The 21217-nt window shown below is 67.3% G+C and carries 19 protein-coding genes and 1 tRNA gene; 12 read left to right on the top strand and 8 right to left on the bottom strand.

Annotated elements, in window-relative coordinates:
• Nucleotides 1-211: 211 nt before the first annotated feature.
• Nucleotides 212-508 carry a hypothetical protein gene (locus ASF25_RS21195; protein WP_244473128.1) on the top strand — a complete coding sequence of 99 codons (297 nt, stop codon included), beginning with the start codon at nt 212-214 and terminating at the stop codon, nt 506-508.
• A 61-nt stretch (nt 509-569) separates the two neighbouring features.
• On the opposite strand, the gene ASF25_RS21190 is transcribed toward ASF25_RS21195, so the two are convergent.
• Nucleotides 570-1607 (bottom strand): hypothetical protein, encoded by a 1038-nt coding sequence (locus tag ASF25_RS21190; RefSeq protein ID WP_056306679.1) that lies wholly within the window; start codon nt 1605-1607, stop codon nt 570-572.
• 290 nt (nt 1608-1897) lie between these two features.
• Here ASF25_RS21190 and ASF25_RS23330 point away from each other — a divergent pair, with 290 nt between their 5' ends.
• Complete coding sequence (locus ASF25_RS23330) at nt 1898-2059, top strand: hypothetical protein (RefSeq protein WP_200927171.1); 162 nt, start codon at nt 1898-1900, stop codon at nt 2057-2059.
• A 102-nt stretch (nt 2060-2161) separates the two neighbouring features.
• On the opposite strand, the gene ASF25_RS21185 is transcribed toward ASF25_RS23330, so the two are convergent.
• Nucleotides 2162-3205: a cytochrome c peroxidase gene (locus tag ASF25_RS21185; protein WP_056306678.1), complete on the bottom strand. Its 1044-nt coding sequence runs from the start codon at nt 3203-3205 to the stop codon at nt 2162-2164.
• Between the two features lie 89 nt (nt 3206-3294).
• A complete protein-coding gene (gene argC, locus ASF25_RS21180) occupies nt 3295-4233 on the bottom strand; it encodes an N-acetyl-gamma-glutamyl-phosphate reductase (protein WP_056306677.1) in 939 nt (312 codons plus the stop codon).
• A gap of 195 nt (nt 4234-4428) precedes the next feature.
• Here argC and ASF25_RS21175 point away from each other — a divergent pair, with 195 nt between their 5' ends.
• The 7 genes from ASF25_RS21175 to ASF25_RS21145 all read left to right on the top strand — a co-directional run bounded on the left by ASF25_RS21175 (nt 4429) and on the right by ASF25_RS21145 (nt 12379).
• Nucleotides 4429-4929, top strand: coding sequence for a hypothetical protein (locus ASF25_RS21175; RefSeq protein WP_056268512.1), 501 nt, complete (start codon nt 4429-4431; stop codon nt 4927-4929).
• Nucleotides 4930-5000: 71 nt separating this feature from the next.
• Nucleotides 5001-7223 carry a glycosyltransferase family 2 protein gene (locus tag ASF25_RS21170; protein ID WP_244473127.1) on the top strand — a complete coding sequence of 741 codons (2223 nt, stop codon included), beginning with the start codon at nt 5001-5003 and terminating at the stop codon, nt 7221-7223.
• 126 nt (nt 7224-7349) lie between these two features.
• Nucleotides 7350-8669 (top strand): SLC13 family permease, encoded by a 1320-nt coding sequence (locus ASF25_RS21165; protein WP_056306676.1) that lies wholly within the window; start codon nt 7350-7352, stop codon nt 8667-8669.
• 169 nt (nt 8670-8838) lie between these two features.
• Nucleotides 8839-9240, top strand: coding sequence for a succinate dehydrogenase, cytochrome b556 subunit (sdhC, locus tag ASF25_RS21160; RefSeq protein ID WP_056268517.1), 402 nt, complete (start codon nt 8839-8841; stop codon nt 9238-9240).
• Nucleotides 9241-9251: 11 nt separating this feature from the next.
• Nucleotides 9252-9656 (top strand): succinate dehydrogenase, hydrophobic membrane anchor protein, encoded by a 405-nt coding sequence (gene sdhD / locus ASF25_RS21155; protein WP_056268519.1) that lies wholly within the window; start codon nt 9252-9254, stop codon nt 9654-9656.
• A gap of 31 nt (nt 9657-9687) precedes the next feature.
• Nucleotides 9688-11511, top strand: a complete 1824-nt coding sequence (gene sdhA / locus ASF25_RS21150; protein ID WP_056306675.1) for a succinate dehydrogenase flavoprotein subunit — start codon at nt 9688-9690, stop codon at nt 11509-11511.
• Nucleotides 11512-11575: 64 nt separating this feature from the next.
• Entirely contained in the window at nt 11576-12379 is an 804-nt protein-coding gene (locus tag ASF25_RS21145; RefSeq protein ID WP_056306674.1) for a succinate dehydrogenase iron-sulfur subunit, read from the top strand.
• Nucleotides 12380-12454: 75 nt separating this feature from the next.
• On the opposite strand, the gene ASF25_RS21140 is transcribed toward ASF25_RS21145, so the two are convergent.
• The 3 genes from ASF25_RS21140 to ASF25_RS21130 form a co-directional block, all read right to left on the bottom strand.
• Nucleotides 12455-15619: a multidrug efflux RND transporter permease subunit gene (locus ASF25_RS21140; protein WP_056268526.1), complete on the bottom strand. Its 3165-nt coding sequence runs from the start codon at nt 15617-15619 to the stop codon at nt 12455-12457.
• A 3-nt stretch (nt 15620-15622) separates the two neighbouring features.
• Nucleotides 15623-16909 (bottom strand): efflux RND transporter periplasmic adaptor subunit, encoded by a 1287-nt coding sequence (locus tag ASF25_RS21135; protein ID WP_244473126.1) that lies wholly within the window; start codon nt 16907-16909, stop codon nt 15623-15625.
• A gap of 405 nt (nt 16910-17314) precedes the next feature.
• A complete protein-coding gene (locus tag ASF25_RS21130; protein ID WP_156369092.1) occupies nt 17315-17560 on the bottom strand; it encodes a hypothetical protein in 246 nt (81 codons plus the stop codon).
• Nucleotides 17561-18030: 470 nt separating this feature from the next.
• Here ASF25_RS21130 and ASF25_RS21125 point away from each other — a divergent pair, with 470 nt between their 5' ends.
• Nucleotides 18031-18600: a L,D-transpeptidase gene (locus ASF25_RS21125; protein ID WP_056174407.1), complete on the top strand. Its 570-nt coding sequence runs from the start codon at nt 18031-18033 to the stop codon at nt 18598-18600.
• Nucleotides 18601-18698: 98 nt separating this feature from the next.
• Nucleotides 18699-19502, top strand: coding sequence for a TSUP family transporter (locus ASF25_RS21120; RefSeq protein WP_056306672.1), 804 nt, complete (start codon nt 18699-18701; stop codon nt 19500-19502).
• Nucleotides 19503-19517: 15 nt separating this feature from the next.
• On the opposite strand, the gene ASF25_RS21115 is transcribed toward ASF25_RS21120, so the two are convergent.
• Both ASF25_RS21115 and ASF25_RS21110 read right to left on the bottom strand, forming a co-directional pair.
• The gene (locus tag ASF25_RS21115) at nt 19518-20564 is read right to left on the bottom strand and encodes a MaoC family dehydratase (RefSeq protein WP_056306671.1); all 1047 of its coding nucleotides are present in this window, start codon (nt 20562-20564) and stop codon (nt 19518-19520) included.
• A 133-nt stretch (nt 20565-20697) separates the two neighbouring features.
• Entirely contained in the window at nt 20698-21000 is a 303-nt protein-coding gene (locus ASF25_RS21110) for a YggT family protein (protein ID WP_056174402.1), read from the bottom strand.
• 122 nt (nt 21001-21122) lie between these two features.
• Between ASF25_RS21110 and ASF25_RS21105 the strand changes: the two genes are divergently transcribed.
• A tRNA-Ala gene (locus ASF25_RS21105) sits at nt 21123-21198 on the top strand.
• Nucleotides 21199-21217: the final 19 nt, after the last annotated feature.

Below are 21217 nucleotides of genomic sequence, written 5' to 3'. Positions count from 1 at the left end.
AGACTGAAGGTCTGGCAGCCACAGGTTAAGGTCACCTTGCGAAGATCCGTTTCGCTTAAATTCTTAACCGCGTTTTTACCGCCCCCGTGGGAGTGTGCTGCTTCATTTTCCACTTCCCAATGCCCGTTTTTTCTAGCGGTTTGCCGCCTGCTTGATCGGAGACCTTATGCACGCACTGCTTCGCTTGGCTGCAATAATGCCGATGGTCGTCGTGGGCACGACTGCGATCACGGTCACGGCCATCGGTGCGCGCGTCCATGAGGTGTCGCAGAAGGGGCGCGCCTTCCAGCCGGCCGCCCTCGTGATCAAGCGCGGCGAGACCGTACAAGTCCTCAACGACGACGCCGACCTACTCCATCACGCTTATGTCGATTCGCCCGAGTTCACCTTCGACTCCGGCGACCAGGAGCCCGGCGAGAAGGCCAGGATCGTGTTTCCCGTCGCCGGAACCTTTGCGGTTCTATGCGGCATCCATCCGAAGATGAAACTCACGGTGCAGGTCGATTGACGCCGAGGCCGACGCCTGAGGAAAGGCGCCGGCACGATGTCGTTCGGGCAGAATCAGTGCTTCAGAGGATGGTCGATCCGTAGAGGACGGCGTGGGCGCCGTAATAGAGTCCGATGAAACCCGCGAGGGCAGCGGCGTAGCCCACCGGCATGATCACCAGGTTGCGCAGGCGTTGGGGGGCGGTCACGTTGTCGGCGGCGATGGCGACCATGGCGACGATGATCGGGGCGTGCCCGATGGCGTCGATCTTGCCGAACTCGAAGATTGCCGAGACGAAGGCCGCGGCCAGCAGGATCGCGGAAATCCGGCGCACGAGGGGTGTGCAGATCAGCGCGAAGGCGAGGACGAATTCCACCGCGCCGGCGGCCTTCATGAAGAACTCGCCGTCGAAACCCATGGTCATGGCCGGGTGCTCGATGAAGAGCGGGAAGGTCCAGTGGGGATAGGCCCACTTCTCGACGGACGCCCACATCAGGGTGATGGCGGCGGCGTAGCGCAGGACGTCGAGGGGGCGCAGGCCGAACAGATCGCGCTGGAAGGCCGTGAGGGCGAGATAGGCCGCGAACCCGAGGAAGACCGGATAATCGGCGAGGTGGAACGCGCCGTACTGGCTCGCCGCGATGACGAACAGGGCGACGATGCCGGCGGCCGAGAACGGCAGGGTGGCGCGCCACAGGAAACCCACCGCGATGGCTAGTTGCAGCCACGACAGCATCGGATTCGTGGTCGTGAGTTCAGGCGTCAGAATGATGCCGCCCAGGGCCCAGAGGGCAACGAAGAACCCACCGCCCACAGCCCGGAACATCAGTTCGGTGTTCACTCGCGCCCAGGCCGTGACCCGGTCGAGGGAACGGGTCAGGGCCGCGCCGAGAACGGTGCCCTCGAACAGGCCCCCCACCACGAGGGCGAGGATGGAGAGAGCCGCGAGCTTCTCGAAATTCTCGCACAGAACCGTCTCGAGACCGCGCGGTGCTCCGACGACGTCGTAGGCACAGAACCACTTCACGTGCGCCTCGGCCGCGCCGACGCCCGTCAGACTCAAACAAAATGCAGCCGTCCAGGCTGCCGGGCGCGGCAACCGTGCACTCGCAATACGCATGGAGAAACACCCTTGCGAACAATATGGGAAGTTAAGGAAGGGCACGGGGGAGGTCGGCCCCGGCAAGAGCGAACTTACGTAGTTTCGATGGAGGGTGGAAGGATTTTGTTAATAAACATGACCCATTGGTTAACGCCGCCGCCGGTATTCGGTGGAAAATCGGCAGACGTTCCGGGGTGACTCGAAAACCATTCGTGACGATGCTTTTGGGAACGGAGCTTGGCCGTTAAGGTTCGGTAACCGGCCCTGGTTCAGCGTGTCGGGGTCGTGACAGCCGGAGACCCCTGCCGATGATCGCCATCCTGAGTGCCGCGAGCCTGTTCGCCGGGGGAGCCCTGTCCTACGCGTCCACCCGGACGCCCGACCGGACGGACCATTACGAACTGTGGAGCGGTCGCTTGTTGCTCGCGGGCCTCGTTCTGATCGGATCGGGTCTACCGCTCGCGCGCTGACGCACGCTCACCCATGCTCTCCCGCCGGCGCGCGCTCACACAGGCATGGTCGTACCCGACGGGCCGACGCGAGGCTCGTGGGATCGATCCACGGCGGGCGGATCAGTTGCGGGGGGAAGGCTCGAACTTCGGGGCCGGGCCGGTGCTCGTCAGCGTCTTGAGGAAGGCGAGCAGATCGGCCTTTTCGGACGCCGTCAGGTTGAGGGGCCGAACATCGGCCGCCCGGCTCGGCCGATCGATGCCGCCGCGGTCGTAGAGGTCGATCACAGCTTCGAGGGTCGCCACCGAGCCGTCGTGCATATAGGGCGCGCGGATGGCGACATCCCGGAGGGTCGGCGTCTTGAAGGCATAGCGCAGCATGCGCGACGACGGAAAGAAGGCGCCGCGTCCGATATCCTCACCCTGACCGACGCCGATATCGTGGAACGATGCATCGGTGAAAGCCGACCCGCTATGGCACTCGGCGCAGCGCGCCTTACCGGTGAAGAGCCGGAACCCGTCCTGGGCCCGGAGCGAGATCGCGCGCGCATCCCCGGCGATCCAGCGATCGAAGGCCGAGAGGCCTGGCTGGATCGTGCGCTGGTAGGTGGCCAGAGCCTGCTCGATGGTGGTGCGGGTGATCGCCCCATTGGGGAAGGCCGCTGCGAAGTCCTGTACGTAACCGGCGTCGCCGCGCAGGCGCTGGATCAGGACGCTCTCAGGCAAATTCATCACCACGGGCGAACTGATCGGCGTGAACGTGACGTTCTCCAGGGAGCGGAATTTTCCGTCCCAACCGAGAATTGGCGCCGTCGCCACGTGCAGCAGGGTCGGCGTCCGCAGCTTCATCGGCATGCCGACCTCGCCGATCCCGCGCGGCCGGTTCTCGCCCCACGCCTTCTGCGGATCGTGACACGAGGCGCAGGACATCGATCCGGCGCCGGACAGCATCGGATCGAAGAACAGGCGCTGGCCGAGGGCAGCCTTCTCGGGGCTGTACGGATTGAAGGCGGGGAAAACCACTGCCTCCCGGGTCTGGAACGCAGCGCGCGCATCCGCAGGGGCCGCAACGGCCTGGGCCGGCACGGGAATTGTGCCCGTCGCCTGATTCACCATATAGGCGGCCAGCGCCGCGACCGCGCAGGCACCGCCGACCTTCCAACGCATTGGAATCTCCTGAGCCCGCGACAGGCTACCGCGCGGAAGTAAACAAAACGTCTCCGGTTGGCCGCCAGCCGTTGTCTCGGGGGCCGATCTCAGTCGAGCCCCAGCATCAGCCCGATGTTCTGGACCGCGGCACCGGACGCACCCTTGCCGAGATTGTCGAGGCGCGCGACGAGGACCGCGTGTCCATGGGCTTCGGCGCCGAACACTCGCAATTCGAGACGATCGGTGTCGTTGAGGTCTTCCGGCTCCAGGCGTTCGGCATGAGGCCCCGGGATCACCGTGACCAAGTCGGATCCGGCGTAGTAGGTTTGAAGCGCCGCCTCGAGGGCAGCCGCCCGCGGCTTGCCGGGGATCGTGTCGAGGTGGAGCGGGATGCTCACCAGCATGCCCTGGCGGAAATTGCCGACGGACGGAATGAAGATCGGCCGCCGGGTCAGTCCACCGTAGCGTTGCGTCTCCGGCAGGTGCTTGTGCGCGAAGCCGAGTCCGTAGAGCTGGAACGGCGCGCCCTCCCCCGCCTCGTAGGCCTCGATCATGCCCTTGCCGCCGCCGCTGTAGCCGCTGACCGCATTGATGCTCAGGGGCGTGTCGGAGGGAATCAGTCCGGCTTCCACCAGGGGCCGGATCAGCGCGATGGCGCCCGTGGGATAACAGCCGGGATTCGCCACCCGGCGGGATCGCCGGATCAGCGCAGGCTGGTCGGGGGTGAGTTCGGCAAACCCGTAGGCCCAGGCCGGATCGACCCGGTGGGCGGTGCTGGCATCGAGGATGCGCGGTCCGCCGCTCGGCATGGCATCGGCCAGCGCCACGGTCTCGCGCGCCGCGTCGTCGGGCAGGCACAGCACGACGAGGTCGACGGCTTCCATCAGCGCGCGCTTGACGGCGATGTCCTTCCGGCTCTCGTGCGGAATGCTCTTCAGGGCGACGCGGCCCTCGCGCTCCAGGCGTTCGCGAATGCCGAGACCGGTGGTGCCAGCCTCGCCGTCGATGAAGACCGTGGGTTTGTGCTCCGCGCCGCGCTCGCTCATTGCCGTCTCGTTCCTCACCGTCGGTCCGTCCGGTCCGTCGCCACGCGTGATGCGACTTGGCGGCCGCCTTGTCGAGGCGATGCTATCGCCGGGCCAAAGGACGGTTTCATGACAGTTGTGGATGCGCTGCCCTGCACGGAACGCAAGGCTGCCCATCCGGTTGGTTTTCGGAATCCAGTCATTCGGAATGCGACCATGTCCGCTACCGCCAAGAAGACCGATCCCGCCCTGTGGGAGAAGGTGAAGAAAGAGGTCACCGAATCCGACAAGGGCGGCAAGCCGGGCCAATGGTCGGCCCGCAAGGCTCAGGCCGCAACGAAAGCCTACAAGGACGCCGGCGGCGGCTATGCCGGCAAGAAATCGTCGGACAACCATCTCAAGGAGTGGACCGAGGAGGAGTGGGACACGAAATCCGGCAGGAAGAGCGGCGAGACCGGCGAGCGCTACTTGCCGAAGGCGGCCCGGGAAAAGCTGTCGGACGGCGAGTACGCCCGGTCGACGGAGAAGAAGCGCGCGGACTCGGCGAAAGGCCGGCAGCACTCAAAGCAGCCCGCCGACGTGGCGAAGAAGGCCGCGACGGCGCGTGACGCGGGCGGGCACACCAAGGCCGATCTCCTCGCGAAGGCCCGGGAGAAGAACATCCCCGGTCGCTCCAAGATGTCGAAGGACGAACTCGCGCGGGCGCTCCACGCCTGAGCCCGATTGCCGTACCGGGATGCGGCGCCTAGACCACGGGCGATTTCATCGCCCGCGGAAAGGCTCCCCACGTGTCGCGACCGGTGCGCTGCCGCCTCGACCCCGTCCATCAGATCGTGTCCGACGCGGCCGGGGCGTGGCGTGCTGTCGGCTCGGACCCCTACTTTCGCATCCTGCCCCCCGCCGGCCGGCGTCGCCATCGCGGCGGTTGGGTCCGCATCCGGGCCGACCTCGCTCCGCTGGGCCGTACCAAGCTCGTGCCGCTCCTCTATGTCGACGACGGCAAGGGATTTCGGGAAAGCCTGACCATTCCCCTCGAGCGGGGCGAGGCCGGGATCGACAACCTCGTGCGGCTGCCGCGCCGAGTGCGCGGCCTGCGTCTCGACCCCCTGAGCGGGGCCGGCGGATTCACCCTCGGCCATGTGACCTTCGACCACCTCGGCGTGCCGGCCGCCTACGCGGAGATCATCCGGCGTCTCGTGGCCCGTCTGCCGGCCGCCGAGCGTCCCCTCCCCCGCCTCGTCGCCCGCGTCGCGGAACTGATCCGGCGCCGCCCGGCCCGTGCCCTGTGGCGCGATTTCCTCGACAGCGCGAAGCCGCGCCCGGTGCCGGCCTCCTACGCCGCCTGGATCGAGGCGGTCGAGACGCCGAGCCGCCTGTCCGTGCCCGCCATGCGGGCGGCCGTCACCAAGTTCGGGTTCGCACCACGCATCTCCATCGTCATGCCGGTCTACGACACACCGAAGGTCTGGCTCGAAGCCGCCATCGCCTCCGTGCGGGCGCAGGCCTACGAGAACTGGGAACTCTGCCTCTGCGACGACAATTCGCCGAGCGCGCACGTCTGGCCGATGCTGCAGGCCTTCGCCGACGCCGATCCCAGGATCAAGCTCCACCGGCGCCGGCACAACGGGCGCATCGCGGCGGCCTCCAACGACGCCATGGCCCTGGCGACGGGCGCGTACATGACGCTCATGGACCACGACGACGCGATCCCCGACAACGCGCTCTACGAGTTCGTCCGCGTCCTCAACGAGGACCCGAGCGTGGACTTCCTCTACTCCGACGAGGACAAGATCACGGTCGAGGGCGTCCGCTACGATCCCTTCTTCAAGCCCGACTGGTCGCCCGAGGCCCTGGAGGCGTGCATGTACACGGCACACCTCGCCCTCTACCGCATGGACATCGTCGGGCGCATCGGCGGGTTCCGCGACGAGTGCAACGGCGCCCAGGATTACGACTTCGCACTGCGCTACACCGAGCACGTCCGAAACGTCCGTCATGTGCCGAAGGTGCTCTACCATTGGCGCGCCATTCCGGGCTCCACCGCCCAGACCATGGACAACAAGGACTACGTCATCGCGGCGGCCGTGCGCGGTCTCGAAGACCGGGCGCGCCGCACCGGCACCCTCGATCACGTCCGCCCCTCCCCCTATGCCGGCTGCTTCTTCCTGCGCCGCAAGATCGTCGGCACGCCGCGCGTCTCCCTCGTGATCCCGAGCGCCGGGCGCGACAGTACCGTCGGCGGCCGCAGCGTCGATCTCCTGGCCGAATGTCTCGCCAGCATCCGCCGAACGAGCACCTACGGCGACATCGAAATCGTGGTCGTGGACAACGGCGACCTTCGCCTCGCGACCCTGTCGGCCCTGCAGCGGTACGACGCGCGGCGGATCACCTACGCGGAGCCCGGCTTCAACGTCGCGGCGAAGATGAACCTCGGGGCCAGCGTCGCCACGGGGGAAATCCTCGTGTTTCTCAACGACGACGTCGCGGTGATCACCCCCGACTGGATCGAAGCGATGCTGGCGCTGCTCCAGATCGACGGCGTCGGCGCGGTGGGACCGAAGCTGCTGTTCGAGACCGGCGAGATCCAGCACGCCGGCGTTTCCATCGTCGACGCCACGCCCGACCATGTCCGTCGCGGTTACCCCGGCGACGATCCCGGGCACTTCTTCTCGACGGTGGGCAACCGCAACTACCTCGCGGTGACGGGCGCGTGCCTGATGGTGCGGCAGGATGCGTTCGCGGGGCTCGGCGGCTTCGATGAGGCCTACGCCGTCAATTACAACGACATCGATCTGTGCCTTCGCCTGTGGGAGCAGGGCCGGCGGATCGTGTACTGCGCTCAGGCCGAACTCTACCATTACGAGAGCCGCAACCGCGCCCGCACCGTCGATCCGGCCGAGCACGAACGGTTTCGCGCCCGCTGGGCGAGAAAGATCCCGCAGGATCCGTTCTACAGCCCGTGGTTCGAGGCGCTGCCGCCGACCTTCGAACTCGACCCGGCACGGTTCTGACTGCGTTTGGCCTTCGGCTGACGCGAAGGCTCGGTCCCGGACTCCCGAATTGCGAACCAGTCTAGTTCGCGGTTCTGTTCGCCGGCCGGCGACGCGTGGCGTGCGTCCCGCCACCGGAAGTTCGGCATGCAGATACTTCACACCCTGGGGGGCGATGCGACGGTCTGGCTGACCGGCGCCCTGCTCGTGATCTGCATGGGCCTATGGGCCACCGGTCGCGTGGCCGAGATCGTTACCGCCCTGCTGTTCTTCGCCATGGCGATGCTGTTCCGCCTGGCGCCCCCGAACGTGGTGTTCTCGGGCTTCGCCTCCTCCGCGTTCTGGCTCGTGCTTGGCGGCATGGTGGTGGGCCTCGCCATGACCCGTACCGGCCTCGGGGATCGTCTGGCGCGAAGCCTCTCGGGACATCTGTCGGGATCCTACACCGGCTTCATCGCAGGCCTCGTGGCGCTCGCCTTCGGGATCGCGTTCGTCATGCCGTCCAATCTCGGACGCGTCGCCCTGCTGGTCCCGGTGGTGCTCGCGCTGTGCGATGCCTACGGCCTCGGCCCCGGGCGGCCCGGACGCCACGGCGCGGTTCTGGCCGTCGGCGTCGCGACGCCGATCCTGTCCGCCGCGATCCTGCCGGCCAACGTGCCGAACCTCGTCATGGCCGGGACGGCCGAGGCCCAATACGGCCTGCACCTCGCCTACCTGCCCTACCTCCTCCTGCACGCCCCGGTGCTGGCCCTGGTAAAGGGCGCGATCCTGGTCGCCTGTATCGTTCGGCTGTTTCCGGATCGGCTCACGGCCGTGGATGCCGGTGCCCTCGCCGTCGCACCGATGACGCCGGAGGCGCGACGCCTCGCCGTCATTCTCCTCGCCACCCTCGGCTTCTGGGTCACGGACAGCCTGCACCACATCGCGCCGGCCTGGATCGGTCTCACGGCGGCGGTGATCTGCCTGATGCCGCGGATCGGCGTGATGCCGGCCGAAGCCTTCGCTTCCGTGAACCTGCGCACCTGCTTCTACGTCGCGGCGCTGCTCGGTCTCGTCGCCACGGTGAATGCCACCGGCCTTGGAGACAGCCTCGGCCACGCGCTCCTGGCCGTCGCGCCCCTGGCGCCCGACGCGCCCGCTTACAATTTCGGCATCCTGACCGGCATCAGCGCGGCTCTGGCCCTGGTGGTCACGGCCAACGGCGCACCGGCCCTCTACACCGCTCTGGCCGGCGAGATGTCGCGCGTCAGCGGCCTCGATCTCTACAGCGTGGTGATGATCCAGGTGATCGGCTACGCGACCCTGTTCCTGCCGTACCAGGCACCGCCCATCGTGGTGGCGATGGATCTCGGCCGGGTGCCCCTGCGCGCTGCGACGAAGCTGACCCTTACGCTCGGGGTTGTATCGCTGCTCATCGTCGCACCGCTGGATTACCTCTGGTGGCGGGCCCTCGGGAGGTTGCCATGAGGGCTTCGCGCCCGACTTACGATCCGAGGACAATGTCGCCACTCCCGTTCCGCCGTCGCGGGTTGCGGATTGGCGCCGGGCCGCGGGCAGATTAGAGACGATCCAAAATCTTTTTGCACTGCAGCGCCAAGGCGGCGCCTCAACCCACCATCGAGGAATTCGGAACACGATGGCTCCCACCGTCCGACCCACGGTCACAGCGCCCCTCTCGCCCCATCTCCAGATCTACCGCTGGACCTGGACCATGGCGATGTCGGTGTTCCACCGCATCACCGGCACGGCGCTGTACGGCGGCACCGCCCTCGTGGCGATCTGGCTCGTAGCCCTGGCGTCCGGCCCGGCGGCCTACGGCTGGGTGGCGTGGTTCTTCGGCTCCCTCATCGGGAAGCTCGTCCTGTTCGTCTACACCTGGATCCTGATGCACCACATGCTCGGGGGCCTGCGCCACTTCGTGTGGGATGTCGGCCACGGGTTCGACCGCGAGCGGCGGATGTGGCTGGCGCGCGGAACCCTCATCGCTTCCGTGATCGCCACCGTGGCGATCTGGGCCGTCGCCCTTCTCGTGCGCTGAGGACCGAACCCATGGCCGAGACCGCAAAGACCTCGCTCCGCACCGCCCGCTCCCGCGTGAAGGGGCTCGGCGCCTCCGGGCACGGGGCCGGACACTGGTGGCAGCAGCGCGTCACCGCCGCCGCCAACGTGCCGCTGATGATCGGCTTCATCGTCATCATCGCCCTGATGGCCGGGCGGCCCTACCCCGAGGCCGTCGCCCTCGTGTCGCATCCGGCCGCGGCCCTCATCCTCATCGGCGGCGTGATCTCGGTGACGCTGCACATGCGCATCGGCATGCAGGTCGTCATCGAGGATTACGTCCACGACAAGGGCCTGAAGTTCGCGGCCCTGTTCGCCAACACCACCTATGCCGTCGCCGTCGCGGTGGCCTGCCTCTACGCGATTCTGCGCGTGAGCCTCGCCCGCCTCGTCTGACCGCATCCGTAAACCGATAAGGACATCGTCCATGGCCAGCAACGGATCGAACGGATCGAACGGCGCGCCCGCCTACACGATCAACGACCACACCTTCGACGTGGTCATCGTCGGAGCCGGCGGCGCGGGCCTGCGCGCCACGGTCGGCTGCAGCCAGGCGGGCCTGCGTACGGCCTGTATCTCAAAGGTGTTCCCGACCCGCTCGCACACGGTGGCGGCGCAGGGCGGCATCTCGGCGTCGCTGGGCAACATGGGTCCGGACGATTGGCGCTGGCACATGTACGACACCGTGAAAGGGTCCGACTGGCTCGGCGACCAGGACGCCATCGAGTACCTCGTGCGCAACGCCCCCGCGGCGGTCTACGAACTCGAGCATTGGGGCGTGCCTTTCTCCAGAACTGAAGAAGGGAAAATCTATCAGCGGCCCTTCGGCGGCATGACCACCGATTACGGCAAGGGCACCGCCCAGCGCACCTGCGCCGCCGCCGACCGTACCGGCCACGCCATGCTGCATACGCTCTACGGGCAGGCGGTGAAGAACAACACCAACTTCTTCATCGAGTACTTCGCCCTCGATCTCATCATGGATGAGGACGGCCGCTGCCTCGGCGTCATCGCCATCGACCAGGCCACCGGCGAGATTCACCGCTTCCGTGCCCAGCAGACGATCCTGGCCACGGGCGGCTACGGCCGCTCCTACTTCTCGGCCACCTCCGCCCACACCTGCACGGGCGATGGCAACGCCATGGTGCTGCGCGCCGGCCTGCCCCTGCAGGACATGGAGTTCGTGCAGTTCCACCCCACGGGTATCTACGGCGCCGGCTGCCTCATCACCGAGGGGGCCCGCGGCGAGGGCGGCTACCTGACAAATTCCGAGGGTGAGCGCTTCATGGAGCGCTACGCCCCCTCTGCGAAGGACTTGGCCTCCCGCGACGTGGTCTCGCGCTCCATGACCATGGAGATCCGGGCCGGTCGCGGCGTCGGCAAGGGCAACGATCACATCTACCTGCACCTCGACCACCTCGACCCGGCGATCCTTCACCAGCGCCTTCCAGGCATCTCGGAATCCGCCAAGATCTTCGCGGGCGTCGACGTCACCAAGGAGCCGATCCCGGTGCTGCCGACGGTGCACTACAACATGGGCGGCATCCCGACGAACTATCATGGCGAGGTGCTGACCCTGAAGAACGGCAACCCCGACACGGTGGTACCGGGTTTGATGGCGCTCGGCGAGGCCGCCTGCGTCTCGGTGCACGGCGCCAACCGACTCGGCTCCAACTCACTCATCGACCTCGTGGTGTTCGGCCGGGCCGCCGGTCTCCGTTGTGCCGAGATCGTCGAGCCGGGCCGCCGCCAGATGGATCTGCCGAAGGACTCCGCCGACAAGGCCCTGAGCCGCCTCGACCGGTTCCGTTATGCCGATGGCGGAACCCCGACCTCGGAGCTGCGCGCCGAGATGCAGAAGACCATGCAGAACAACTGCGCGGTGTTCCGCACGGGCGAAGTCTTGGAAGAGGGCAAGACCCTCATCCACAAGGTCGCCTCGGGCCTCGCCGACATTCACGTCAACGATCGCTCGCTGATCTGGAATACCGATCTGCTCGAGACCCTGGAATTCGACAACCTCATCGGCCAGGCCGTCGTCACTATGGAATCGGCGGCCAACCGCAAGGAGAGCCGCGGCGCCCACGCCCGCGAGGACTTCCCCGACCGCGACGACAAGGAGTGGATGAAGCACACCCTCGCGTGGATGGACGATACGTCGAAACAGGTGACCATCGATTACCGTCCGGTCCACACCTACACCATGTCGAACGAGATCCAGTACATCGAGCCGAAAGCGCGTGTGTATTGAGGAAGCAGTCGCAGACTTGCTTTCGATGATGATTCTCTTGAGACGGAATTAGGCACGCCAAATCATGGCTCAGTTCAATCTTCCCAAGAACTCTCAGATGACCGAGGGCAAGACTTGGCCCCGTCCGGTCGGCGCCAACAACCTACAGGAATTCCGGATCTATCGCTGGAACCCGGATGACGGGAATAACCCGCGCGTCGACGTCTATCAGGTCGATCGCGACGATTGCGGACCGATGGTCCTCGACGCCCTGCTGTGGATCAAGAGCAAGGTCGACTCGACCCTGGTGTTCCGCCGCTCCTGCCGCGAGGGCATCTGCGGCTCCTGCGCCATGAACATCGAGGGCCAGAACGCGCTCGCCTGCACCATGGGCATCGACGAGTGCCAGGAGAACGCGAAGGGCAAGAAGACCGGCGCGGTGCGGATCTACCCGCTGCCGCACATGCCGGTGCTGAAGGACCTCGTCCCCGACCTGACGAATTTTTTTGCCCAGCACGCCTCCATCGAACCCTGGCTTCAGACCGAGACCCCGGCGCCGGAAGGCGAGTGGAAGCAGACCCCGGAGGACCGGGCCCAGCTCGATGGCCTCTACGAGTGCATCCTGTGCGCCTGCTGCACCACCTCATGCCCGAGCTATTGGTGGAACGGCGACCGCTTCCTCGGCCCGGCCGCCCTGCTCCAGGCCTACCGCTGGCTGATCGACAGCCGTGACGAGAACACCGGCGAGCGCCTCGACGCTCTGCACGACCCGTTCCGCCTGTACCGCTGCCACACGATCATGAACTGCGCCAACGCCTGCCCGAAGAGCCTGAACCCGGCCAAGGCGATCGCCGAGATCAAGAAGATGATGGTCGCCCGCGAAGTCTGAGGACTTCCGACCGAACCAAACGAAAAAGGGGCGCGCGGTGTGAACCGCGCGCCCCTTTTTCGTGGGCCGGCCAGCCTATTCGGCCGGCGCGGGATGGTGCGCCACGGGGGAGGCGACCTTGCTTTCGGGCTGGATGCCCTCCGTCGCGTCCTTGCGCCGGAACAGGCGCATCACGACGACGAAGAACACCGGCACGAACAGCACCGCCAGGATGGTCGCCGAGATCATGCCGCCCAGCACGCCCGTGCCGATGGCCTGCTGGCTCTTCGAGGCGGCACCGGTGGCGATGGCGAGCGGCACCACGCCGAGGATGAAAGCGAGCGACGTCATCACGATGGGGCGGAACCGCAGGGTCGAAGCCTCGATGGTGGCATCGACGAGGCTCTTGCCAGGCTTCCACAGGTCCTTGGCGAATTCCACGATGAGGATCGCGTTCTTCGCGGACAGTCCGATGATCGTGATGAGGCCGATCTTGAAGTAGACGTCGTTGGGGAGACCCCGGAGATACACCGCCGCCACGGACCCGATCACGCCAAGCGGGATCACGAGGAGGACGGAGAGCGGGATCGTCCAGCTCTCGTACAGGGCGGCGAGGCACAGGAACACGATGATCACCGACAGGGCGAGGAGCAGGCTCGCCTGGCTGCCGGCGAGCTTCTCCTGGAGCGATTGCCCGGTCCATGTGTAGCCGAAGCCCTTGGGCAGCTGCTGCATCAGGCGTTCCATCTCGGCGATGGCGTCGCCCGAGGTGTAGCCCGGGTTCGGCTCGCCGGTGATGCGCACGGACTGGTAGCCGTTGAAGCCGACGATCTGGCTCGGTCCCATGCCCCACTTCAGATCGGCGAAGGAGGACATCGGCACCATCGCCCCCTGCGCGTTCTTCACGGCATAGCTCAGGAGGTCGGTGGCCTGCATGCGCTGGAGCTGCTCCGCCTGGACGTAGACGCGCTGCATCTTGCCCTGGTTCGGGAAGTCGTTGGTGTAGACCGAACCGAGGTTGACCTGGATCGTCGTATTGATGTCCTCGAACTTCACTCCGAGGGCGGCGGCCTTCTCCCGGTCGATGATCAGTTCCGCCTGGGGCGCCGGCGGCAGACCCTCGATCTTCATCTTCTGGAGAATCGGGCTCTTCCTGGCGAGCGACAGGAGCTGGGCTTCCGCCGCCGTGAGGGCGGAGTAGCCCCGCTGCGCCCGGTCCTGCAGGCGGAACGAGAAGCCCGCCGCGTTGCCGAGGTTGTCCACCGGGGGCGGCTCCTGGGCGTCGACGATGGCGTCGCGGTAGCCGGCGAGCGCCGTGTTCGTGCCCGCCACGAGGGCAGCGGCGGAACTCGACGCGTCGCGCTCGCTCCACGGCTTCAGCGTGACGAAGGCCTGACTCAGGTTCGCACCCTGGCCCGAGAACGAAAAGCCGTTGAGCATCGTCACCGTGGCGACGCCCGGCTGGGCCAGCAGATGTTCCTCGACCTTGCGGACCGCGGTCTGCGTGCGGTTGAACGAAGCGCCCGGGGGCGTCTGGATGTCGACGGTGAAGAAGCCCTGATCCTCGATGGGCAGGAAGCCTTCGGGCAGGCGCATGAAGGCGACGGCCACGCCCGCCAGCAGGGCGAGGTAGACCACCATGATCCGGCCGGACGCCTTGATGAACCAGGCGACGCCGCGTCCGTAGCGGGCGGTCTCCCGGTCGACGATGCGATTGAACCAGCCGAAGAACCCGCCCTTGGCGTGGGCATGGCCCTTCTCGACGGGCTTCAGCAGGGTCGCGCACAGGGCCGGGGTCAGGGACAGGGCGAGCAGCGCCGAAAAGCCGATGGAGGTCACCATGGCGATGGAGAACTGCCGGTAGATGATGCCGACCGAACCGGGGAAGAACGCCATCGGGATGAACACGGCCACCAGCACCAGGGTGATGCCGATGATGGCGCCGGTGATCTGCTCCATGGCCTTGGCGGTGGCTTCCTTCGGCGGCAGCCCCTCCTCGTTCATGATGCGCTCGACGTTCTCCACTACCACGATGGCGTCGTCGACGAGGATGCCGATGGCCAGCACCATGCCGAACATGGTCAGCACGTTGATGGAGAAGCCCGCGAGCAGCATCACCGTCACCGTTCCCAGGAGGGCGATGGGCACGACGATGGTGGGGATCAGAGTGTAGCGGATGTTCTGCAGGAACAGGAACATCACCACGAAGACGAGGATCACCGCCTCCACGAGGGTCATCAGGACCTTCTTGATCGAGGCCTGCACCGCCGGGGTGATGTCGTAGGGAATGTCCCACTTCAGGCCGGGCGGGAAGAACTGCGACAGCTCCTCCATCTTGGCGCGGATCGCCTGGGCGGTCTCGAGTGCGTTGCCGTCGGGGGCCAGGGTCACCGAGATGCCGGCCGCCTCGCCGCCGTTGAGGCGCGTGGAGAACTGGTAGGCGTCGCCGCCGAGTTCGATCCGCGAGACGTCGCGCAGGCGCACGTTCGAGCCGTCGGAATTCGCCCGCAGGACGATGGCGCCGAAATCCTCGACGGTGTTGAGCTGGCCCTTGACGATGATCGGGGCGAACACGGCGTTCTTCACCGGGCTCGGCTGGGCGCCGACGGCGCCCGAGGCGATCTGGACGTTCTGGGCGCGGATCGCGTCGGCCACGTCGTCGGGGCTGAGCGACAGGCCACGCAGCTTGTCGGGGTCGACCCAGACGCGAAGCGACCGCTCCGTCGAGTAGAGCGTCGCGCGTCCGACCCCCGGCACGCGCCGGATCTCGTTGATGACGTTGCGGATCAGGAAGTCGCCGAGCCCGATCTCGTCCATCTTCCCGTCGGTGGAGATGAGGGTGATGATGTTAAGGGTCGCGGCCGAGGCTTCCTCGACGAGGATGCCCTGTTGGCGCACCTCCGCCGGCAGACGCGCCTCGACGCGCTTGAGGCGGTTCTGCACCTCGACGGAGGCGAGCGCCGGGTCCGTGCCCGGCTGGAAGGTCGCCGTGATGTTGATGGAGCCGAACGAATCCGTGGTGGATTCGAAACTCATGATGTTGGCGGCGCCGTTGAGCTCATCCTCGATGAGCCGCGTCGTGCCGGTGTAGAGACTCTCCACCGAAGCGCCCGGGAAAGCCGTCGACAGGGCGATGGAGGGGGGCGCGATCACCGGGTACTGCGCCACCGGCAGCATCGGGATCGAGAGCACGCCGCCCAGGATGATGAACAGGGCGACGACCCAGGCGAAGACCGGCCGGTCGATGAAGAAACGCGCCATGGGTCAGCGCACCTGCGCGGCGGAGCGGGGCGTAGGCTTGGCCTCCTGCTTCACCTCCGCTCTCGCGTCCACCTTCGGAGCCGGCTCGACCACGTCGGTGTCGCGGGGCTTCGGCGTCGTATCCGCTGAGACCGGATGGAGTTCGACGGTCTTCACTTGCTGGCCGGCGGAGATCTTCTGCACGCCCTCGACGACCACGCGGTCACCGACCTTCAGACCCTCGCGAACGATCCACTGGCTGTCGACCACGGGACCGACCTCGATGGGCTGGAGCATGACCTTGTCGTCCTCGCGCACCACCCAGACCTCGGGCTTGCCGTCGCTGGTGCGCTGGATCGCCTGCTGCGGAACGGCCAGGGCGTCGGAATCGATGCCCTGCTTGATGCGGGCGCGCACGTACATGCCGGGGAACAACTCGTCGTGCGGGTTCGGGAACTGAACGCGCAGGGTCACCTGCCCGGTGCTCGGATCGGCGGTGACGTCCGAGAACAGGAGCCGGCCCGCCGAACCGTAGAGCGACCCGTCGTCCATGATGAGGTGCACGTTGGCGGTATCGCCGGACAGGCGCGAAAGCTCGCCGCTGGCGAGATCCCGGCGCAGCTTGTTCAGCTCGCCCACCGACTGGGTGATGTCGACGTAGATCGGATCGAGCTGCTGGATGGTCGCGAGGTTCGAGGTGGCACCCTGCTCCACCAGGGTTCCCTCCGTGAGGAGGGCCCGGCCGATGCGGCCCGAGATCGGAGCGCGGACATCGGTGTAGCCGAGGTTCAGCCGTGCCCGGTTGCGAGCGGCCTTGGCGCCTGCGACTTCGGCCTCGGCCTGCTTCAGGGCCGCGTAGGCGCTGTCGTACTGGGCCTGGCTCGCGGTCTGGCGTGTCAGGAGCTGCTCCAGGCGGTCGGCCTGCTGGCCGGCCAGGACCTGAGCGGCCTCCGTGCGCGCGAGCACCGCCTCGGCACTCTGCAATTCCACCTCGAACGGCGCCGGGTCGATCTTGTAGAGAATGTCGCCTTCCTTGACCAAGCTGCCCTGCTCGAAGGTCCGCTTGATGACGAGGCCCGAGACCCGCGAGCGCACCTCGGCGATCCGCATGGGCGCGACGCGACCGGGAAGATCCCGCACGTAGGGAATCGGTTGCTCGCGCACGGTGACGATGCTCACCTCCGGCGGCGGGACGGGCACCGGCGCTGCCGCCTGCTGCTTCTGATTGCAAGCCGACAGGGTGACGAGGACGATGCCGACGGCAACGGAAGCCGGCCGAGCCCAGAACACGCGTAGGGAGGGGGACGTCACGATCACTTCGCTCCTGCGGAATTCGGTCGATGGGCGGCCGCCAGGGGCGGACCGCTCTCGCTGTGTTCAAAGGACCACGCCGGCCCGCCCCGTGGAACGGAGGGATCGCGCGGCAAGCGCCGGGCCACGGAGAAGACGCCCGGACAGAGAGATGCGCAGGGCATCGATGGGAACAGCGGCGGAGGGCCGGACGGCTTGGCTGTCATCAGGGCTGTCTGACGGACGATCTTGGCGATCCGACGACAACCCAACGATCGGGACGGACCTCGCCTCGGCCGCTAGCCTGGAGCACACGACACAAGAAACCGTGAAGGCGCGACCATCTCGACGTGCCCGACGAAGCTCACGATCGACGCCGGCTCTTTCGACCGGCCCCCGATGCGGCGATCGCTTCGTGCGATAGTCTCAGGCGCCAAGCCGTGGAGGCCGGTCCGGTGGATGATCGTCGCGGGTATCCGGCTTGCCGGCGCCCGTGAGAGCAACCGCCGCCGAGGCGTGCGAAATCGGCAGAAGCCGGGGGCCGGCCACCACAATGTCCTCGCGCAGGTCGTCGGCGTCATTGCCGACCCGTACCATCTTCGGAACTTCGGAGGAGGCCGCGCTGTCGCCGGAATCGTACGCGGAGTGCTCTGCGAAGGACGCCGCCGGCATCTTCGGTCCCGGGCCCGTCACGGACGGCCAAGAGATCAGGAGCATCACCATGACATGGAGAAGGCACGGCAGGGCAGAGAGCCAATTCCGACCGGGCAGCGACCCAAGGGCGCGCCCGCGGGAGTGCGTCTCGTCTGCGCCCACGGGCGACTTCAGGTGCTGTGCGGAACCTCTCACACCACCAAGACTGGTGTTTCAGCGAGCGCGTGACAAGTTCCTGCGGCATTCTGCCGTCCTCCGCGCTTGCGCTCCCATCCCGGTGGAGGCAGTCCCTCGGACGTTGCCGGGATCACACAGGGGTATCCCCATCGGTCTCGCACCCGTTGACCGGTCCATCCCGGGCGGCCAAGGCTCGGCCCCTCGATTTCGGGGATCGCGAATCCGAGGATTCACGGCCCCCGTTCGACCAACTGCCCATCGGACCCGGCGCCGCGCAGGCACGGGGCTCGCCTCGGCTGAAGGACCACATCATGCAGACGCGCTTCGCCGCATCCGCTTTCGCGATCGCCCTCACCCTCGCGACGGCGCCCGGTGCCCAGGCCGGCAACCCGTTCGACAGCGGCCCCATCGCCGATTTCATGAACATCTTCCGCGAGCAGGCGATCCCGCGCGAGACGGTGGCGTGGAAGGGCGCGGAGAAGCCCGGCACGGTCGTGGTCTCGACGAGCCAGCGGCGCCTGTTCTACGTGCTCCCCGGCGGGCAGGCCGTGCGCTACGGCGTCGGCGTCGGGCGCCAAGGCTTCTCCTGGTCCGGCCAGAAGGCCGTCACTGCGAAGAAGGAATGGCCGGATTGGCGCCCCCCGGCCCAGATGCTGGCGCGCCGGCCGGACCTGCCACGCTTCATGGCCGGCGGCCAGGACAACCCGCTCGGGGCTCGCGCCATGTATCTCGGTTCCACGCTCTACCGCATCCACGGATCGAACGAACCCGAGACCATGGGCGCCGCGGTCTCGTCGGGCTGCATCCGTATGACCAACAAGGACGTCGTCGACCTCTACGACCGGGTGAAGGTCGGCACCAAGGTCGTCGTCCGCAACTGACCCCCTCGGGCCGTTGCGCGCCGCGAGCTCGCGCGCACCGCCCGACTTCCCCTGCCCGCCTCTGGTCGGCTTGATCTGAACCAACCGCCAGAGGGCCTATGATCTTCGGTGTCGATCCCGGCCTGCTTGCGGGCCTGTTCGCCGTGGCGGTCGCGGCGGGCTGCGTCGACGCTATCGCGGGCGGTGGCGGGCTTCTCACCCTCCCGACGCTTCTGCTGGCCGGCCTCGATCCGGTGAGCGCCATCGCGACGAACAAGCTCCAGGGCTCGGCCGGTGCGGTCTCGTCCACCGTGGCCTTCGCGCGGCGCGGCCTGATCCATTGGCCGGCGGCCTGGAAGATCGCCGTCTCGGCCGGGATCGCGTCCATCGCCGGTGCCCTGTGCGTCAGCCTGCTGCCGCGCCCCGTCCTCGATGCCGGCGTGCCGATCCTGCTCATCGGCATCGCCGTGTACTTCGCCACGGCCCGGCGCATGAGTGCCGAGGACGCCACGGCACGGATGACGCCGGCACTGTTCGCCCTCACCTGGGCGCCGGCGGTGGGCTTCTACGACGGGGTGTTCGGGCCCGGTGCCGGCGCGTTCTACATGATCGGGTTCGTGACCCTGCTGGGGCTCGGCGTGGTGCGGGCGACAGCCCACACCAAGCTCGCCAACGCGGCGAGCAACCTCGGCAGCCTCGCCCTGTTCGCGCTCGGGGGGCACGTTGTCTGGACGATCGGCCTCGTCATGGCCGTGGGCGCGATCCTGGGGGCGCAGATCGGCGCTCGCCTCGCCATCCGCCTCGGGGCGCGCCTGATCCGCCCGCTGCTGGTCACCATCGCATGCGCCATGGCGATCCGCCTGCTCTCCGACCCGGCGAACCCGCTTCGGCACGCCGTGGCCGGTCTCTTCGTCGGCCCCTGATCACCGGGGCAAAAGTCAGCGGGGCATGAACGCCCAGTAGTCGAGGTCGAGGATCACCGACGGATCGTAGCCTTCGCCGGTCTTGTCCGGGTGGGCACCGCACGGCTGGTTCTTCGTCGCCACCGTGCGCAGGCGCAGGAGGCCGACATCGGACCGGCCCGGCAGTTCGGCCGTCTCCAGCACCTCGCTCCAGGCGTAGACCGTGTCTCCGGCGAACAGCGGAGCGACGTGGCGTCCGGCATTGATGCCAGCGAGCGCGAAGGCGTTGCCCAGGCCGTTGAAGCTGAGCGCACGGGCCAGCGAGATGACCACGCCGCCATAGATAAGCCGGCGGCCGAAGCGGGTGTCCTTCGCCGCGTACCCGTCGAAATGCACCTTGGCGGTGTTCTGGTAGAGGCGCGTGGCGATCTGGTGCTCGGCCTCCTCCACGGTCATGCCGTCGACGTGGTCGATCTTCTCACCCGCCACGTAGTCGCCGAAGCGGTGCGGCGAGCCGGCGAGTTCGAGATCGTAGGCGCCGACATCGAGGGGCGGCAGGGCGCCGGCGAGGTCGGCCGGGTTCACCACCTTGGCGAAGGTCGGCACGTGCTCCTGCTCGATCTTCGCCTCGGGGTCACGCTTCTTCACGAGCACCCAGCGGCAATAGCTCAGCACGGTCTCGCCGTTGGCGTCCGATCCGGTGGAGCGGACGTAGACGACTCCCGTCTGGCGGTTGGAGCTCTCCTTGAGACCGATCACCTCCGAGACCGTCGAGAGGGTCTCGCCCGGATAGACCGGCCGGCGGAAGCCACCCTCGGCGTAGCCGAGGTTCGCCAGCGCGTTGAGCGAGATGTCCGGGACGGTCTTGCCGAACACCACGTGGAAGGTGAGCAGGTCGTCCAGCGGGCTCTGGGGATAGCCCAGCGCTTTGGCAAAGGCGTCGGACGCCTGCACGGCGAAACGCGGTCCGTAGAGCGCCGTGTACAGGGCCACGTCGCCGGTGGTGACCGTGCGGGGCGTGGCATGGCGGATTGTCTCGCCGAGGCGATAATCCTCGAAGAAGCGGCCGGGATTGGTCTTCATGGGCGCGAATCGTCCTCGGATCGGGGTTCGCGGGAGGGCGCGCAGGTTGGCGCGCGCGCCTCCGCGAGGCATCGGAGATCCGGGCTGTCCCACGGCGGCTCACCGACACGAGACGGCCCGGTAGATGGAGCGCTCAGCGCACGTAGACCGTGGGCTGCACCGGCACGAATTCGTGGAGTAGGCGGCTTGCGAACAGAAGCAGTAGCACCAGCACGATGGGCGACAGGTCGACGCCGCCGAGGTTCGGCAGGATGTTGCGGATCGGCCGCAGCACCGGCTCGGTGAGCCGGTAGAGCACTTCGCCGATCTGGGAGACGATGGGATTGCGGACGTTCACGACGTTGAACGCCACCAGCCAGCTCAGGACGGCGCTGGCGATGAGCACGTAGATGTAGAGCTGGACGACGGTGTCGAAGAGCCAGATGAAGGCATTCATGCGCGGGATCGATGTCCTCGTGGTCCAGCGCCCCGGGCACGGGTCACGCGCACGCAAAGCAGCAGGATTTCCGGAATTGACAGGCCGGCGTGCGCACGCCTAAAAGGCCCGCACCCCGGAACGGGGCTGTAGCTCAGATGGGAGAGCGCCGCAATCGCACTGCGGAGGTCAGCGGTTCGATCCCGCTCAGCTCCACCACCATTTCCCGCTTGGAATT

The sequence above is a fragment of the Methylobacterium sp. Leaf100 genome (assembly GCF_001422845.1).
Lineage (GTDB): Bacteria > Pseudomonadota > Alphaproteobacteria > Rhizobiales > Beijerinckiaceae > Methylobacterium.
Note: the sequence above shows the minus strand (reverse complement) of the source record. Positions and strands in the feature narration are given on the sequence as shown.